General features: G+C 46.3%; 15 protein-coding genes and 1 tRNA gene. 4 read left to right on the top strand and 12 right to left on the bottom strand.

Features of this window, described 5'->3' with window-relative positions; genetic code table 11:
* Nucleotides 1-31: 31 nt before the first annotated feature.
* From MSG36_RS15890 to epmB, 3 genes are all read right to left on the bottom strand, one after another.
* A complete protein-coding gene (locus MSG36_RS15890; RefSeq protein ID WP_048607785.1) occupies nt 32-520 on the bottom strand; it encodes an MgtC/SapB family protein in 489 nt (162 codons plus the stop codon).
* Between the two features lie 104 nt (nt 521-624).
* Complete coding sequence (locus MSG36_RS15885; RefSeq protein WP_248368723.1) at nt 625-1,170, bottom strand: prepilin-type N-terminal cleavage/methylation domain-containing protein; 546 nt, start codon at nt 1,168-1,170, stop codon at nt 625-627.
* A 13-nt stretch (nt 1,171-1,183) separates the two neighbouring features.
* Nucleotides 1,184-2,206 carry an EF-P beta-lysylation protein EpmB gene (gene epmB, locus MSG36_RS15880; protein ID WP_248368722.1) on the bottom strand — a complete coding sequence of 341 codons (1,023 nt, stop codon included), beginning with the start codon at nt 2,204-2,206 and terminating at the stop codon, nt 1,184-1,186.
* A gap of 33 nt (nt 2,207-2,239) precedes the next feature.
* Here epmB and efp point away from each other — a divergent pair, with 33 nt between their 5' ends.
* Nucleotides 2,240-2,806, top strand: a complete 567-nt coding sequence (efp, locus tag MSG36_RS15875) for an elongation factor P (protein WP_019822013.1) — start codon at nt 2,240-2,242, stop codon at nt 2,804-2,806.
* 375 nt (nt 2,807-3,181) lie between these two features.
* Here efp and frdD read toward each other — a convergent pair whose 3' ends face one another.
* Genes frdD through frdA form a run of 4 tightly spaced genes read right to left on the bottom strand, consistent with a single transcriptional unit; the run spans nt 3,182 to nt 6,553 of the window.
* Nucleotides 3,182-3,568 (bottom strand): fumarate reductase subunit FrdD, encoded by a 387-nt coding sequence (gene frdD / locus MSG36_RS15870; RefSeq protein WP_017067166.1) that lies wholly within the window; start codon nt 3,566-3,568, stop codon nt 3,182-3,184.
* A 12-nt stretch (nt 3,569-3,580) separates the two neighbouring features.
* On the bottom strand, nt 3,581-3,964 hold the full coding sequence (gene frdC, locus MSG36_RS15865) for a fumarate reductase subunit FrdC (protein WP_248368721.1): 384 nt from the start codon (nt 3,962-3,964) through the stop codon (nt 3,581-3,583).
* A 1-nt stretch (nt 3,965) separates the two neighbouring features.
* Nucleotides 3,966-4,730, bottom strand: a complete 765-nt coding sequence (locus tag MSG36_RS15860; protein WP_009847917.1) for a succinate dehydrogenase/fumarate reductase iron-sulfur subunit — start codon at nt 4,728-4,730, stop codon at nt 3,966-3,968.
* Nucleotides 4,730-6,553 carry a fumarate reductase (quinol) flavoprotein subunit gene (gene frdA / locus MSG36_RS15855; protein WP_086972014.1) on the bottom strand — a complete coding sequence of 608 codons (1,824 nt, stop codon included), beginning with the start codon at nt 6,551-6,553 and terminating at the stop codon, nt 4,730-4,732. The genes MSG36_RS15860 and frdA overlap by 1 nt, the downstream gene beginning before the upstream one ends.
* Before the next feature lie 450 nt (nt 6,554-7,003).
* Between frdA and epmA the strand changes: the two genes are divergently transcribed.
* Complete coding sequence (gene epmA, locus MSG36_RS15850; RefSeq protein ID WP_248368719.1) at nt 7,004-7,975, top strand: elongation factor P--(R)-beta-lysine ligase; 972 nt, start codon at nt 7,004-7,006, stop codon at nt 7,973-7,975.
* 76 nt (nt 7,976-8,051) lie between these two features.
* On the opposite strand, the gene MSG36_RS15845 is transcribed toward epmA, so the two are convergent.
* The 5 genes from MSG36_RS15845 to rsgA form a co-directional block, all read right to left on the bottom strand.
* Nucleotides 8,052-8,939, bottom strand: coding sequence for a DMT family transporter (locus tag MSG36_RS15845; RefSeq protein ID WP_136974795.1), 888 nt, complete (start codon nt 8,937-8,939; stop codon nt 8,052-8,054).
* A gap of 162 nt (nt 8,940-9,101) precedes the next feature.
* Nucleotides 9,102-10,982, bottom strand: a complete 1,881-nt coding sequence (locus tag MSG36_RS15840) for a methyl-accepting chemotaxis protein (RefSeq protein WP_248368717.1) — start codon at nt 10,980-10,982, stop codon at nt 9,102-9,104.
* A gap of 558 nt (nt 10,983-11,540) precedes the next feature.
* Entirely contained in the window at nt 11,541-12,956 is a 1,416-nt protein-coding gene (locus MSG36_RS15835) for an SLC13 family permease (protein ID WP_017061303.1), read from the bottom strand.
* A gap of 307 nt (nt 12,957-13,263) precedes the next feature.
* The gene (gene asd, locus MSG36_RS15830) at nt 13,264-14,184 is read right to left on the bottom strand and encodes an archaetidylserine decarboxylase (protein ID WP_050633683.1); all 921 of its coding nucleotides are present in this window, start codon (nt 14,182-14,184) and stop codon (nt 13,264-13,266) included.
* A gap of 125 nt (nt 14,185-14,309) precedes the next feature.
* On the bottom strand, nt 14,310-15,365 hold the full coding sequence (gene rsgA / locus MSG36_RS15825; protein ID WP_017061306.1) for a small ribosomal subunit biogenesis GTPase RsgA: 1,056 nt from the start codon (nt 15,363-15,365) through the stop codon (nt 14,310-14,312).
* 150 nt (nt 15,366-15,515) lie between these two features.
* On the opposite strand from rsgA, the gene orn reads away from it, so the two are divergent.
* Entirely contained in the window at nt 15,516-16,061 is a 546-nt protein-coding gene (orn, locus tag MSG36_RS15820; protein WP_010434065.1) for an oligoribonuclease, read from the top strand.
* A 180-nt stretch (nt 16,062-16,241) separates the two neighbouring features.
* Nucleotides 16,242-16,317, top strand: a tRNA-Gly gene (locus tag MSG36_RS15815).

Below are 16,317 nucleotides of genomic sequence, written 5' to 3'. Positions count from 1 at the left end.
GTGTCTAGTAGATCTCATTCAGGGTGAGAGGCTACTTCTTCACGCGACCTTTGCGCATCCACTTTTGGTGAACGCCACGACGCAGGCTTTGGAAGCTGTTTTCCACCTTGTCGACACCAAGCAGAATCACTAGCGCCATTAGCGTGATAATGACTGATTGCGAAAGGTGACCAAGTGCGATCATCATACCTAATGCAGCGAGCACCCAGATAATCGCGGCTGAAGTGACACCATGAATCTTGCCATCCAGTGTCATCATTACCCCAGCGCCAAGGAAACCTACCCCAGTAATGATCTGACCAAGCACACGAGCTTGATCGAGCGTGTTAGGGGAAAGGCTAATCGCCATCGTAAGGAAGAAATAGGTACCGCTGATGATCAGAATCGATGTCCTGATACCTACCGGTTTACCGCGTGTTTGTCGCTCGATACCGATTAACGAACCACACAGCATGCATACTGCAAGGCCTGCCCAGCTAAAGGGGGCAAGGTTGAGAGTTTGTTCTATAAACTGTGTCATATCACCCCTCCTAAAAATTTAGAATAGAGCCGAGTATGCTAATAATAGACCGGACGATCGAACAAAAACTTTTTGTCTTAACGATTGGTAAAGATGCTTAAAGTCTAGCAGCCGTCTGTTGTTAAGGTGAAGACTGGTGTCGTGGTCTCCGTCGCTTCTTGGTACTCAAGGTAGCAGTTATCAGCCTGATTTTTTCGGCTCGAAGGCGCATAAAGAATAATGCCATCGTTCGCGTCAGTGTTGGTAAAGAACCAGTCAGCTCTGCCCGTATCCCAAACCGCATCCAAGAACGTGGATTCGATAAGCATTGACCAAGTTTGATCGTTCATCGCTGCTGGGTAACCGTAAGCGACCAATATATCGTCACCCTCAACGTTAATCGATGCGCTGACAGCCTTATCTAAGCCTAGTGCTGATGTCTTACCATAAAGCATAGCACTTGCGCCCTCCATTCCGCCTTTCAGGCCACTGAGCGTCGAGATGCGAGCATCGGTTTGAAGGTTAAGGAACTTAGAAGCTGCAGTGACTGACACAATACCTAGAATCACGATCACTACGACCAGCTCGATGATAGTGAAGCCTTTCGAACTGAACTTAAGCGCTTGTCGGGACGTGATTGCTGGTGGAGTAACTGAGGCATTGCGTTTCATTGATACAACTTCTCTATTCAATGTGTAGGTCGAGTGGTGTCTTGCTGCTGCGTCCGCCAATCTCACGAGTTAACTTCGGTACTAGGTAGCCAGAAACCTCAGAGATTAATCCCTTAAAGTGATGTTTCGCTTCTTCATCTGAAATATAGAAATGAGCGGCGCCCTGAACCTTATCAAGTACATGCATATAGTAAGGTAAAACCCCGGCGTCGAATAGCTTTTCGCTTAAATCTTTCAATGAGTTAGCACAGTTGTTCACACCTTTAAGCATCACGCCTTGGTTGAGCAGAGTCACACCACTTTGTTTTAATTTATAGAAAGCTTGTTTGAGCTCTAAGTTGATTTCATTGGCATGGTTAATATGGCTCACCATCACCACATTGAGATGAGTTTGCGCTAACAATTGGCATAGTTCATCCGTTACTCGAGCGGGAATCACAACCGGTAATCGGCTATGAATTCGAACGGTTTTTACATGTGGGATCTGTTCGATAGCATTGATAAGCCACTCTAGTTCGCTGTCTTTTGCCATCAGTGGATCGCCACCCGACAAGATAACCTCGTTGATCTCTGGGTGAGCAGCCACATAGTCGAGGCTGGTTTGCCAAACTGATTTTGAGCCCTTGTTATCTTGATACGGAAAATGACGACGGAAGCAGTAGCGACAGTTAATCGCACAGCCGCCTTTCACAATCATCAATGCACGGTTCTTGTATTTGTGCAGTAGTCCGGGAATGGCGTTGTCTTGTTCTTCCAATGGATCGGCAGAATAGCCCTGATGAACCTCAAACTCTTCACTTAGCGGCAAAACCTGTCGCAGCAAAGGGTCGTGTGGGTTGCCTTTTTCCATTCGTTCGACAAAGCTAAGAGGAACCCGAAGCGCAAATAACTCACGAGCAGCAAAGCCTGCTTGCCACGGTGTTGGGTCTATTTCCAATGCCTCAAGCAGTTTTGTCGGGTCAGAGATCGCATTCGATAGTTGTTTGAGCCAGTTTTGCTCAACAGATTCGACTTTTCGGGTTATGATATGCGGCATTGAAATTAACTCAAAGATGTGGAAGAGAAAATCATGGCGTCAGTAAGCACCAATGAATTCAAAGGCGGTTTAAAATTCATGTTAGATAACGAGCCTTGCTCAATTATCGACAATGAATACGTTAAGCCAGGTAAAGGCCAAGCGTTTAACCGTGTAAAACTTCGTAAACTGCTGTCAGGCAAAGTGTTAGAGAAAACATTCAAATCAGGCGAAAGCTTTGAGCTTGCCGATGTTGTTGACGTTGAACTAGGTTACCTATACAACGATGGCGAATTCTACCACTTCATGAACAACGAAACATTTGAGCAAATCGCAGCAGACGTAAAAGCAGTCGCTGACTCTGCAAAATGGTTAGTTGAAAATGACGTTTGTACTCTAACGTTGTGGAATGATAACCCTATCACAGTAACTCCACCAAACTTTGTTGAGATCGAAGTAACTGAAACCGATCCTGGCCTTAAAGGCGACACACAAGGTACTGGCGGTAAGCCTGCAACTCTAGCAACAGGCGCGGTAGTTCGTGTACCTCTATTCATCGCAATCGGTGAAGTTGTTAAAGTTGATACTCGTACTGGCGAATACGTTGGTCGTGTGAAGTAATTTACTTCAAGTATCTGAAAAAGGTCGCTTAGGCGGCCTTTTTTGTATCCCAAGATCGGGGAAGAGCAGATACGAGTAAACGGGATGCGAGATATTCGACAAACAATAAAAAAGCAGAGCTGGATAACCTAGCTCTGCTTTCTATTTTCTGCTCTTAAGCTCTTCGAATCTCGATTACTCGAATCCCGCATCTGCTTTTAAGCTCTTCGACACTCGATTACTCGAATCCCGCATCTGCTTTTAAGCTCTTCGACACTCGATTACTCGAATCCCGCATCTGCTTTTAGCTCTTCGGCACTCGATTACTCGAATCCCGCATCTGCTCTTAAGCTCTTCGATACTCGTTTACCCGAATCTCGAACCTGCTCTTAACTGTTAAATCATAAAAATGAAGATAACAGACAGTGCGCTGATTAGGCCTGCAACGAAGTAGCAGCCCACTTTACCTGCAACGCCGACGTGGAACTTAAGGTCGTGCATGCCGTGGTGAAGACGGTGCATTGCGTGCCACATTGGCAGTGCTAGCGTACCGATGATGAATAGCGCACCGATAATGCTGGTGGCAAATTCAGACACACGTTCGTAGCTCATTGCATCAGCATCGATGATGCCCATTGGCACTAAGATACCTAACACTAGAATCGTGATTGGTGTGATCATCGCGAACCAAGTACCGCCAGCGCCGAATAGGCCCCACCAGATTGGCTCATCAGAGCGTTGTGGGTTGTGGTTAACAGGTTTTACTTTGTAATTTGTGTTCATAACGAAAGCTCCTTACACCACAACAAGAACGATTAAAGAAATAAAGGCCACCGCTGCCCACTGGGTCAGTACGATGATTCTTTTATCAACCAATTTGCCTTTAAGACGGATTGGCATTACTTGAGGCATCATGCTGAAGAAGGTTTGAGCGTGCAGCAAGCTGCCTAGCAGTGCCACGATGTTGATACCAACAACGACAGGGTTAGCCATAAAGCTCAACCAACCTTCCCACGCTTCAGGGCCTTTCACTAGCGAACCCAAACCGAAGGTTAGGAACAGAGTGAATAGAATCAAAGGCAGTACAGTCGCTTCACGTAGCATGTAGAAGCGGTAGAACGGATGGTTGCTCCACCACGTTCTCTTCATCTCACGAACATAAGGCTTACGATTGCTCATATTATGCCTCCTCTGCTGTTTTTACTTGCGATCCGTCTGGCTTGAACATCGAGATAACGAAGTCCATTGAAGACTCAACTTTACCTTGGTTTACAGCTGCTGCTGGGTCTACTTTCTTCGGACAAACGTCAGAACAGTAACCTACAAACGTACAGCCCCAAGCGCCGTTGTCGCCATTGATAAGCTTCATGCGCTCAGCTTTACCATTGTCACGGCTATCTAGGTTGTAGCGGTGAGCAAGAGCAAGTGCCGCAGGGCCAATGAACTCAGGGTTTAGACCAAACTGAGGACATGCTGCGTAACACAAACCACAGTTGATGCAGCCAGCGAACTGTTTGTACTTCGCCATTTGCTCTGGAGTTTGGATGTTCGTGCCGTCTTCTGGCTTACGGTCGTTACCAATGATGTAAGGCTTGATTGCTTCAAGGCGTTCGATGAACGGTGTCATGTCGACAATCAAATCTTTTTCGATTGGGAAGTTAGCCAAAGGCTCAATCTTGAAGCCATTCGGGTAGTCACGTAAGAAGCTCTTACACGCCAGTTTTGGCACGCCATCAACCATGATGCCGCAAGAACCACAAATCGCCATACGACAAGACCAACGGTAAGACAGGTCTTTATCTAGGTTGTCTTTGATGTAACCGATCGCATCAAGTACTGACATGGTTTCATCAAATGGCACTTCAAAGGTTTGAAAGTGAGGTTCTGCATCGTGCTCAGGATCATAACGCAGGATTTCAATTTTCTGGATTCGATTCGCTGACATTATGCTTGCTCCTCTTCGCTCTTCTTAGCATTCTCTTCTGCTGCTTTTTCAGCGGCAGCGGCTTTCTCTGCAGCTTCACCGTACAGACGAGCTTTAGGTTGAGATTTAGTAATCTTAACGCCGCTGTAGTCGATAGTTGGTGCTGCATCTTCGTTGTAGAACGATAGAGAGTGTTTCAGGAAGTTCACGTCATCACGTTCTGTGCAGTTGTCGTCTAGACGTTGGTGCGCACCGCGAGACTCTTTACGAAGGATCGCTGAGTGAACCATCGCTTCAGCAACTTCAAGACCGTAGCCGACTTCGATAGCGTAAAGTAGGTCCGTGTTGAACACTTGGCCTTTGTCTTTAATGCTGATCTTTTTGTAACGTGCTTTTAGCTCAGTGATTTTGTCGATGGTTTCTTGCATCAAGTCTTCTTGACGGTAGATACCACAACCCGCTTCCATGGTGTGACCCATTTCAGTACGGATATCAGCCCAGTTCTCATCGCCTTCTTGGCTTAGTAGACCTGCGATGCGATCTTCAACCGCTTTCACTTGCTTAGCGATAGACTCTTCGTTCCAGCCTTTGAATTCAGCAGCGCGTTTCACTGCTTCTTCACCGGCTACGCGGCCAAATACCACGAACTCAGCCAGAGAGTTAGAACCTAGGCGGTTTGCACCGTGTAGGCCAACTGAAGCACATTCACCAACGGCGAATAGGCCTTTAATACGAGTTTCACAGGTACCGTTAGTTTCAATACCACCCATGGTGTAGTGAACGGTTGGGCGAATTGGGATTGGCTCTTTTGCTGGGTCTACGTTTACGTACGCTTTTGCCAGCTCACAGATGAACGGTAGGCGCTCTTGCAGGTATTCTTCACCAAGGTGGCGAAGGTCAAGGTGTACGACATCACCAAGTGGGTGCTTGATGGTGTTGCCTTTCTGCTGTTCGTGCCAGAATGCTTGAGAAACTTTGTCACGAGGACCCAGTTCCATGTATTTGTTTTTCGGCTCGCCCACTGGAGTTTCAGGGCCCATGCCGTAATCTTGTAGGTAACGGTAGCCGTTCTTGTTGACGATGATACCGCCTTCACCACGACAACCTTCGGTCATCAAGATGCCAGTGCCCGGTAGGCCTGTTGGGTGGTATTGAACGAACTCCATGTCACGCAGTGGTACACCGTGGCGATAAGCCATTGCCATACCGTCGCCAGTTACGATGCCGCCGTTGGTATTACAGTGGTAAACACGACCTGCGCCACCGGTTGCTAGAACAACAGATTTTGCTTTGATGGTAACAAGCTCACCTTCAGACATGTGAATCGCGATTAGGCCTTGTACTTCGCCATCTTCAACGAGCAAATCCACCACAAAGTACTCATCAAATCGTTTGATTGTGTCGTACTTCATCGAAGTCTGGAACAGAGTATGAAGCATGTGGAAGCCGGTTTTATCCGCTGCGAACCACGTTCTCTCCACCTTCATACCGCCGAATCGGCGTACGTTTACTTCACCGTTTTCTTTACGACTCCATGGGCAGCCCCATTGTTCCATTTGGATCATTTCGCGAGTCGAGTTTTCAACAAAGTATTCAACAACATCCTGTTCACATAGCCAGTCGCCACCACCAACAGTATCGTTGAAGTGGTTATCTAGGCTATCTTCGTCTTTAATTACCGCTGCTGAACCGCCTTCTGCCGCTACCGTGTGCGAACGCATTGGGTAAACTTTAGAAATCAGTGCTACTTCCAGTTCAGGATTAGCTTCAGCCGCAGCAATAGCTGTACGAAGACCAGCGCCGCCTGCGCCGATGACTGCGATATCTGTGGTAATTGTCTTCACAGTTATTCTCCAGTGTGATGCGGAGTATTCCGCTTGTAATTATAAAAGCCTATTTAGGAGGTTCTAAATCGTAGGAACCATTTAGCGCCCCTAAGCCTTAAGTGGTAGGTTCAGTGTAAGAGAGGAAGGTATTCGAAAAGTTGATGCATTTGGGTTTTTAGGTCGGTAATGCATATGGAGGCATAGAAATTATAGGTTATGTGACTGCAATCACGGCAATGAATTGTTGATAACGATTAACCCACAGGACGGGTGTTAACGGCTTGTTGAGTATGATTTTTGTTATCAATGTTGATGTGAAATCTGTATTGATAATTGTATTGTAGAACGTAATTTTCTGGCTTCATTAAAACAACATTTTGCTTTCACGAATAGAAAGATAGAAGCTTACAAAAGCGATGAAAGGTGGTAATTTTCGTCGCCTAGAATTCAGTAATATGGAACTCAATAATGCACTCTACATGGCAACCGGCCGCAACCATTAAACAGTTAAAGCAACGTGCTGATATCCTTAATCAAATTCGTCAGTTCTTTGCTGAGCGAAACGTGATGGAAGTGGATACGCCTGCGATGAGCCACGCCACGGTGACGGACGTGCATTTACATACTTTCAAAACTGAATTCGTAGGGCCGGGTTATGCGCACGGTCAGCCACTGTTCTTTATGACTAGCCCTGAGTTTCATATGAAACGCCTATTAGCGGCGGGCAGTGGCTGTATTTATCAAATTTGTAAATCTTTCCGTAACGAAGAAAATGGCCGTTATCACAACCCTGAGTTCACCATGTTGGAGTGGTATCGAGTTGGCTTTGATCATCATGACCTGATGGATGAAATGGATTTGCTGTTACAGCAGGTACTTAAATCGGGCTCAGCACAGCGAATGACTTACCAACAAGCCTTTATTGATGTGTTAGGTGTGTGTCCACTGGAAGATTCGATGGATACCCTAAAACAAGCGGCAGCGAAGCTTGGGTTGAGTGATATTGCCGACCCAGAAGAGGACCGCGATACCTTACTACAACTGCTGTTTAGTATTGGGGTGGAAGCAAAGATAGGGCAACAAGTGTCTGCGTTTGTTTATGACTTCCCAGCATCACAAGCGGCGTTAGCCAAGATTAACCCGAATGATCCACGAGTAGCCGATCGCTTTGAGGTGTATTTCAAAGGCATCGAGTTAGCCAACGGCTTCCATGAATTAGATAAGCCACAAGAGCAGCTCAAGCGCTTTGAAGATGACAACGCCAAGCGTATTGAGATGGGCTTATCGCCTCAGCCGATTGACCATCACTTGATTGAGGCATTAAAAGCGGGTTTACCAGATTGTGCGGGTGTTGCTTTGGGTATCGATAGGCTGATTATGCTGGCTTTGGGTTACGACCACATCGATGATGTGACCGCTTTCCCGTTCCCACGTTCTTAGCTTTTTGTTTTTTTACTGAGAGCTAATAGCTCTCAGTTTCCATCAGCTTGGCTAGCTGACCAGAATACCTGTGCCACTAGCTAACCAGAATACCAGTACCCACTACGGCAACAATGGCACCTATCCAAGCGTAGGCATTTGGCCTCTGCTTGGTGTAAAGCCAGAGTATTGGTAACAACATAATCGGTGTGGTTGAAGATAACAAAGCAACCATGCCGACATTGCCTTCCTGTAACGCATACAAGATCAGCGTCATTCCCACCGCCATCGCTAAAAATCCGTTCACTGCGGTAATCGCAAATATTTGACCATTCATCGGGTTGATTGCGCGTGAGAGCTTGGCGCCCGTTAAGCGAAATGCAGAGTGAGCAACAAAAGCGGTAATCATACGAATCGCTGAAGCGGCAATAGGGTCTATGCTGGTTTGCATCACGGGCTTGGCAATAATCCCACCTAATGCTTGGCAGATAGCCGCTGTGATTCCGAGAGCAACGCCAATCCACACAGTGCCTTTGATGGTTTCGAGTTGGTTGTTGGCTTGTCCTCGACGACCAAAGAATATCGCTGTTAAAACGCCACTGAACACCAAAGCCGAGCCAATCAGCTCAACAGAAGTCATGCTTTCGCTAAATAGGAAGTAACCAAGAATCGCCGAGAACACGGCGTGACAAGAGAACAGCAAACCTGCTTGGCGCGGTCCCATTCTGTTCAAACAAGCAAATAGGGCGGTATCACCAATGAAGATGCCAATTAGCCCAGACAGCATCATCGGCGTGACTAGGTCTGCTTCGACCGTTGACCAACCGCCAGTAAACCAAGCCATGCTCGATAAGATGATAGCAGTGCAACCCATGCGCCATCGGCTATAGGCGAAAGAACCTAAGTGTTGAGCAGGCTTTACTGACATCAGGCTCGCGATGGCCCAAAGAAAAGCGGCAGCAAGAGCCAACCATTCGAATCCCATCTGAATAACATCCTTGTGTCTGGGATAAATTAGCTCATCAATATGCATTAAACCGGACTGAGAACAAAGTGATTCTTATGAAAAGAACCACTTTGTTTCAGTTATCGGTTTACGTCACCCGCCGCTCGATGGTGAGGTTTAACTTATGTTGCTTGAGATGAGTTATACCTTAAAGCGCTCCACATCTCGGCGCATCGACTCAGCAGCGCTACTCATTTCATTTGAGCTATTGCGGCTGCTTTCAGCTTGTTGTGCAAGATCGTCGGAGGCATCTTTGATCCCTTGCGTATTACGGCTGATATCTTCGCTTACTGCGCGTTGCTCTTCGGCAGCACTCGCTATTTGTAGCGCCATGTCGTTGATTTCAGTGATCGCTTGGGTGATTTTAGAGAGGCTGCCATGAGCTTGCTCTGCGAAGCCAACGCTGTTTTCTGCCAGTTTAGTGCTGGTGGTCATGCTTTCAACGGCATGTTCGGTATTCTTCTGCAGCGTATCAATCATCACGCGGATTTCTTCGGTCGAGCCATGAGTTCTTTGGCTCAGTACTCGAACCTCGTCTGCAACAACCGCAAATCCACGACCTTGCTCACCCGCACGCGCTGCTTCAATCGCGGCATTCAATGCCAACAGGTTGGTTTGTTCGGCAATGCCTTGAATGGTGGATAGGATCTGGTTGATGCTTTGCGCGTTGTTTTCCAGCTCTCGGATGACATTGGCAGCGTCTTCCACTTGGCTCGCAAGGCTAGTGATAGCGTCGCGGTTCTGTTGAATAACCTCTTGGCCATCATTACACGCGGTCGCCGAAGCTTGAGAAGCGGATGCGGTTAATTCTGCATGACTCGCCACCTCTGCGGCAGTCGCTGACATCTCATGAATCGCGGTCGCTATCTGGTTGATATCGTTTTGTTGATTCTCCACTCGAATGGAGGATTGAGTGGCCAATTGGTTGGCTTTTTCTGCGTGATTATTTAAATCATGGCTGTGCTCGATAACGCCTTTCAGCATGCTTTGCATCTGACTTAAGAATTGGTTTACGAGCTCGGCAAGTTTACCAATCTCATCCATACGTGTGATATCAATGCGTTGAGTGAGGTCTCCTCTGCCTTGAGCAAGCTGAGTCAGTGCTTCTGATAAGGTTTGTAGTGGGGAAAGTAGGCGGTTGATCACCATTGTGCTCGCAATCGAAATCACGATGTACAAAATCAAAGAAGTCAGGGAGATGAACTGAATCGCGTCAGATACCGCAGAGAACGCCATTTCTTTATCGATAACAATACCCAGTGACCAATCGGTATTCGGGACATTGGCAATGTAGACCATTTTATCCCCTTGGCCAGGCCAAGTTAGCGTGGTGATCATTTGGCCTTGGAGCAGTTGTGACACCTTGTTGGCCGTTAGTTCCGGATTCAAACTGGTCAGTGGTTTTTGACTTAGCTCTTCATCACTGTAGGCAACGATGTTGTTGTTACCATCGACTAAAAACGCAAAGCCATCGTTATCGAGTTTCACGTTGAGCACGGTGTCGATAATGCTGGTTACGGTTAAGTCTGCCGCGAGGACACCTTGTCTTTCACCGTTGAATGCTTTGGCAAAGCTGATGACAATGCTGCCGTCAAAGTCTTGATAAGGTTCAGTAATGATGAGGTCTGATGTTGCGTTGGCATCTTTATACCAAGGGCGGGTGCGCGGGTCGTAGCCTGCTGGCCAATCTTCACCTTTGTCGCCATAAGCGATAGTGCCGTCGCTGAATCCGGCATAAACAGACAAGAATTGTCCGGCTTGTTTGGTGATCAATAATTCGCGGTCAGAATTACTATTGCTAGAAATAGTCGGCTCATTAGCAAGCATCATATCGCTGCGAGTAGAGAGCCAATCGGCAATGTAATTCGTGGTGCCAGCACTGACATTTTTCATTTCTTGGTTGATCGCGACTTCAGTTTCTTGAGTCAGTTGATTAACCGATATCCAGGCTTGAGCGCCACTCACGACGGCAATAATGACCGCAATTGCGATCTGAATTTTAAATTTAATAGTATGTCTCAAGGTCTATTCCTCTCTATTAGACAAAAAACTAGGGCGTGTTGACCTTTCGCGGTTCAATTTTGTTCGAGATAAAAGCGTTTTAATCGCGGCGAGGGGGAAGTAGCCTAGCCATTCTAAGCAAATCCCCCTCAACAAAGAGTAAAACGCTTTTAGCCGAACCCTTCGGGCAGCGTTTGCTGGTCATTTCTACTGCGTTATCGGCTTCTCATGTAGGCTAGCTACACATCAAAACCTCTGCCTTGTAGACATACCCAGCAATTCGCTGCAAAAATCAGCTCGAAAGGTCAATACGCCCTAATGACAGTGACGTACTTGATGGTGAATTGATGTGTCTCTGATGCGTGTATAGTGCCGCTGTCTTAGGCTGAATGACTGTGTTTGAAATCATAAATTCTTAATATATTTGCTCTGCTTTTTGTAAAACAGTGAAGTAAAATCACAGTTACCTGTTGATTGAAATGTTAGTTAATTGCTTGGGGTGGAGTGGTATAGATCGAAAAAAGCGCCAAATTTACATTCAGCGCTTTAGTTAGGATTAAAGGGGAGCGTTAACGCTTACTAGGTGATGATAAACAGGGCGAGGTAAACCATCAGCAAGCCAACAATACCTAAGATGATGCCCATCTTCGCCATGTCTTTGCTTTCGATAAGCCCGGTCGAGTAGGCCAGTGAGTTTGGTGGTGTCGATACTGGCAGAATCATACCAAGTGACGCAGAGAAGGCGACCACAACCAGCAAGCCTTGCAGGCCACCAATCGCAACTAGGCTTTCCATGGAAGCACCAATTGCAGCGGCTATCGGCATCAGCAAGTTGGCAGTTGCGGTGTTTGACATGAAATTCGCCATTAACCAACACACGATAGATAACGTTAGTACCACAGCCGCCGGTGACAGCGATTCATAGTCAATTGCGTGTGCGAGTGCCGCAGCTAAACCTGTCTTATCAAGGCCGATACCAATCGCAATACCTCCTGCAACCAACCACAACACATCCCAGTTAATCAGCTTGAGTTCTTCTTTGCCCATGATGCCAGTCAGCGTAAACACAGCCAGTGGAATAATAGACACGACATAAGTGTTCATGCCATGCAGTTTGGTGGTCATCCACAATAAGATTGTCGCAGCGAAGGTGATGTAAACCACAATCGCTCGCCAGCTCTTTCTAAATTGCCCATCAAGCTTGAGCACCATATTTCTCTCTTTAGAAGGGAAGAGTTTTTGTAGAAGAAACCAAGCGATGGTGAGTTGGATGATCACAAAGGGTAAACCCATCATCATCCAGCTGAGGAAGTCGATGGTGTTTTCACCCGTTAGGTACTGCAGCGCGATGGCATTGGGCGGTGTACCTATGGGTGTCGCGATACCCCCGGTGTTGGCAGCAATTGGAATACACAATACGAGTGCCTTAATCCCCATATCGCCTTTTGGTGCAGAAGCTACGATCGGACCGAGCAGCGCAAGCATCATTACCGTTGTTGCTGTATTTGACATGAACATTGAGAACACGGCGGTGATCAGCATTAAGCCGAGCATAATGAAGCGCGGCTCTGTACCAAATGGTTTGAGAAGCACTCGAGCTAGGTTGTTATCGAGTTCGTACTTGGATGCAGAGATCGCAAGCGCGAAACCACCCATGAATAGAATGATGATTGGTGATGAAAATGCCCCAAATATGTCGGTATATTTGATTAACTCACCGAGATCGTGTCCTGCTGGTGGATTTCTAAATAGGTGTAAACCTTTGTCAGATATCATCACCAGTTCAAGCGCAATGATCAAAATGGAAGTGGCGAATACCGGAACAGGTTCAAGGACCCACAGTAGAGCGGCCAACAAGAATATTGCCAACAAGCGATGTTGAATCAGCGTGAGATCATCGATTGGTATTGAATCTATCGGCATGAATAACACGCCTAAGGGAATCGCAAAACAAATCAACAGCTTGACCAGAACGCCAACATTGAGTTTAGGCATGTACAAAGACCCTATAAATAAAATATCTTCAAATAGAGTAAGTTATCTGGATTTCTGGTACTTGGAGACGGGTTGGAAAATCAAAAAGTTGTTTAAGGTTTCGGCAACTGTTTTGTTTTTGGTCAATCTTTTTCTGGGCAGTTAGAAGCAAGAGTGAGAAGCAACAGGTGTCTGGGCAAGGTTTTGGAAATTTGAGTTGTTAGAGCTTGAGTAGCAAACGAATCGGTGGAGCTAAGAAAAAGGCGCGTTCTTCTCTGAAATAGAAAAAGTAACGCGCCTTGAAAGCTTAATGAATTAACTCTGAGAGTTACGCTTGGTCTGTGTTCTCAGTAGAATCGGCAGCAGCATTATCAGTTGCTTGTGCTTCTTTGCCTGCAATGTGCGCGAAAGGTGTACCAAGAACCGTTTTCTCACCATTTTTCATCGTGTCGTCAAACTTGATCGCATCTTTAGCGAACAGGTTGATAACCGTTGAACCAAGCTTAAAGCGGCCCATCTCTTCGCCTTTCTTCAAGATGATTGCTTTGTCACCTTGTGCAGGGTAATCCCATTTGTAAACTGAGTTACCACGAGGTGGAGTAATGGTACCAGCCCATACTTGCTCGATGCTGCCAACGATAGTTGCGCCAACCAGCACTTGTGCCATTGGGCCAAACTCAGTATCAAAGATACAAACCACACGCTCGTTACGTGCGAATAGGTTTGGAACGTTTTCTGCCGTTAACGGGTTAACTGAGAAAAGGTCACCTGGAACGTAGATCATCTGGCGCAGTGTGCCGTCGCATGGCATGTGCACGCGGTGGTAATCACTTGGAGACAGGTAAAGCGTTGCGAATTCACCGTCTGTAAACTCATCTGCTAGCGCAGCATCACCACCCAATAGCTCGCGAGCTGAGTAGTTATGGCCTTTCGCTTGAATCAGTTGACCGTCAGTAATTGGGCCAAATTGGCTTACACGTGCATCTGCAGGGTGAACAATAACAGACTCACCTTCAGCGATAGGGCGCATGCCTTCTTTCAATTCACGCACAAAGAATTCATTGAATGTTTTAAAGTGTTTTGGATCGCTATGCAGAGCTTCATCCATGTTCACTTTGTATTGCTTGATGAACCAGTTGATGATCGCTGTCGTTAAGCCGCCCGCTTTAGCAGACGCAAGTTTGCCGACTAGGCGAGTTAATCCATGTTGTGGAATCCAGTACTGCAATCCAACTTTAATCTTATCCATTGTATTAATTTTCCAATGCTAATTGTTTTTCAATTAAATCTGTCGATGACGGTTTAGGGCGCGAGATGTTACTTAAATTCGCGCCAATTGTCAGTAAATGCACACATTTGTTCACAAAAACGCGATTAGAGATCGGCTTTTTTGTTGCGTGAATACTGACGGTTATCTTTGTTACTCGCCATGCTTTCAATGATGCGGTGGTAGTTGTCGAAACGTAATCGACTGATCTTTCCGTTTTCTACGGCTTCGCGCAGGATACAGCCTGGGTCATCAATGTGTTTACAGTCACGGAACTTACAACCGCCAAGGTAAGGCTTAAACTCGATAAAGGCTTCAGTGATTTCGTCAGCTTCTAAATGCCATAGGCCGAATTCACGTACTCCTGGTGAATCAATCAGATCACCACCAGAAGGGAAGTGGTATAAACGAGCTGCCGTGGTTGTGTGCTGACCAAGACCTGAGTTCTCAGAGACTTCGCCTTCTTCAATGTCTAGCGTAGGCATTAATGCATTCACTAGGCTTGATTTACCCACACCCGATTGACCAACAAAGATGTTGATACGGTCTTTGAGTTCAGCTTCCAGCTCTTTGATGCCGTAGCCAGACTCTTTACTCACGAACATCACTTTATAGCCGATCTTCTCGTACTCTTTAAGTGTTTCACGGTATTCAGCAATCTGCTCATCAGTCAGTAGATCGACCTTGTTCAGTACAACAAGCGGCGCGATGTTCACTGTTTCTGAAGCAATTAGGTAACGGTCGATAATATTAAGTGATAGCTCTGGTAGCACAGCCGATACGATAACCATTTGGTCGACGTTCGCAGCAACTGGCTTTAGGCCATCGTAGTAATCAGGGCGAGTCAGCATTGAAGTTCTCGGTTCAACCGCTTCCACAACGCCAGAAATACCGGCCATTGATTCTAAGCCTGCGCGCCAAGTCACTCGGTCACCAGAAACTAAAGTCTCGATACTACGGCGTAAGTTACAACGATGAACTTCGTTAGTTTCAAGATCTTCGATATCAGCATGTTGGCCAAAGCGCGTAATCACGAGTCCGCTTTTGGTTCCGCCAAGCATGTTCTCATCCCATTGGATAGAATCTTCTTTCTTGAGTCGCTTGTTCTGGTTGCTACGTACACGACGTACTTGACCTTTGGTTAACTTCTTTTTTTTAGCCACAATTTTTCACTTAACACATCTAACTTGATGATTGGGGACTCAAACAGGATGTTGCTGGTACCACGTGATTTCGATGGTCCTAAAGCTAGTTTGAGTATAGTTATTTGGGTATAGTACCTCTTTTACACATAAACAAATAGGCGACGCCTTATGTCCTTTAGCGATCAGAACCTTATTTGGGTTGATCTAGAGATGACAGGACTTGATCCTGAAACTCATAAAATCATTGAAATTGCTACTATCGTTACTGATAGTGAGCTTAACATCCTGGCTGAAGGACCTGTTTTGGCTATTCACCAACCTCAGAGTGAATTGGACAAGATGGACGAGTGGTGCACAACGACGCACACTGGCAGCGGCCTTGTGAAACGAATTCAAGAAAGCACGGTTTCAGAGCAAGATGCCATCCAACAAACCATTGAGTTTCTTGAAAAATGGGTACCAAAAGGTAAGTCACCAATTTGTGGCAACAGCATTGGTCAAGACCGCCGTTTCCTATACAAGCACATGCCAGAGTTAGAAGAGTACTTCCACTACCGCTATGTTGACGTAAGCACTCTGAAAGAGCTGACTCGTCGTTGGAAGCCTGAAGTGTTAGACGGTTTTTCAAAGTCAGGAAGTCACCTAGCATTGGATGATATTCGAGAGTCTATCGCCGAGCTGCAGTACTACCGAAAAACGATTATTAACATCTAGTCGAATAAAATGATCACGTTTATCTAACTTTTCAGGGACATAAGAGCCGTTTTTTTTGCAAATCTGTGTGCTTTTACAGCAGTTGAGTAAAAAGTTTCGTAATTTTGCATTAAGGACTTGCATCACAAAAAAATGCTCTTATAATTCGCAGCCCTGAACGGCGAAAGACGTTTTCAGATTGCGATACTAGCTCAGTTGGTAGAGCGCAACCTTGCCAAGGTTGAGGTCATCGGTTCGAACCCGATGTATCGCTCCA

The organism is Vibrio sp. 1CM8B, assembly GCF_023161685.1.
Lineage (GTDB): Bacteria > Pseudomonadota > Gammaproteobacteria > Enterobacterales > Vibrionaceae > Vibrio > Vibrio coralliirubri.
This window is presented reverse-complemented; position numbering and strand designations above follow the sequence as displayed.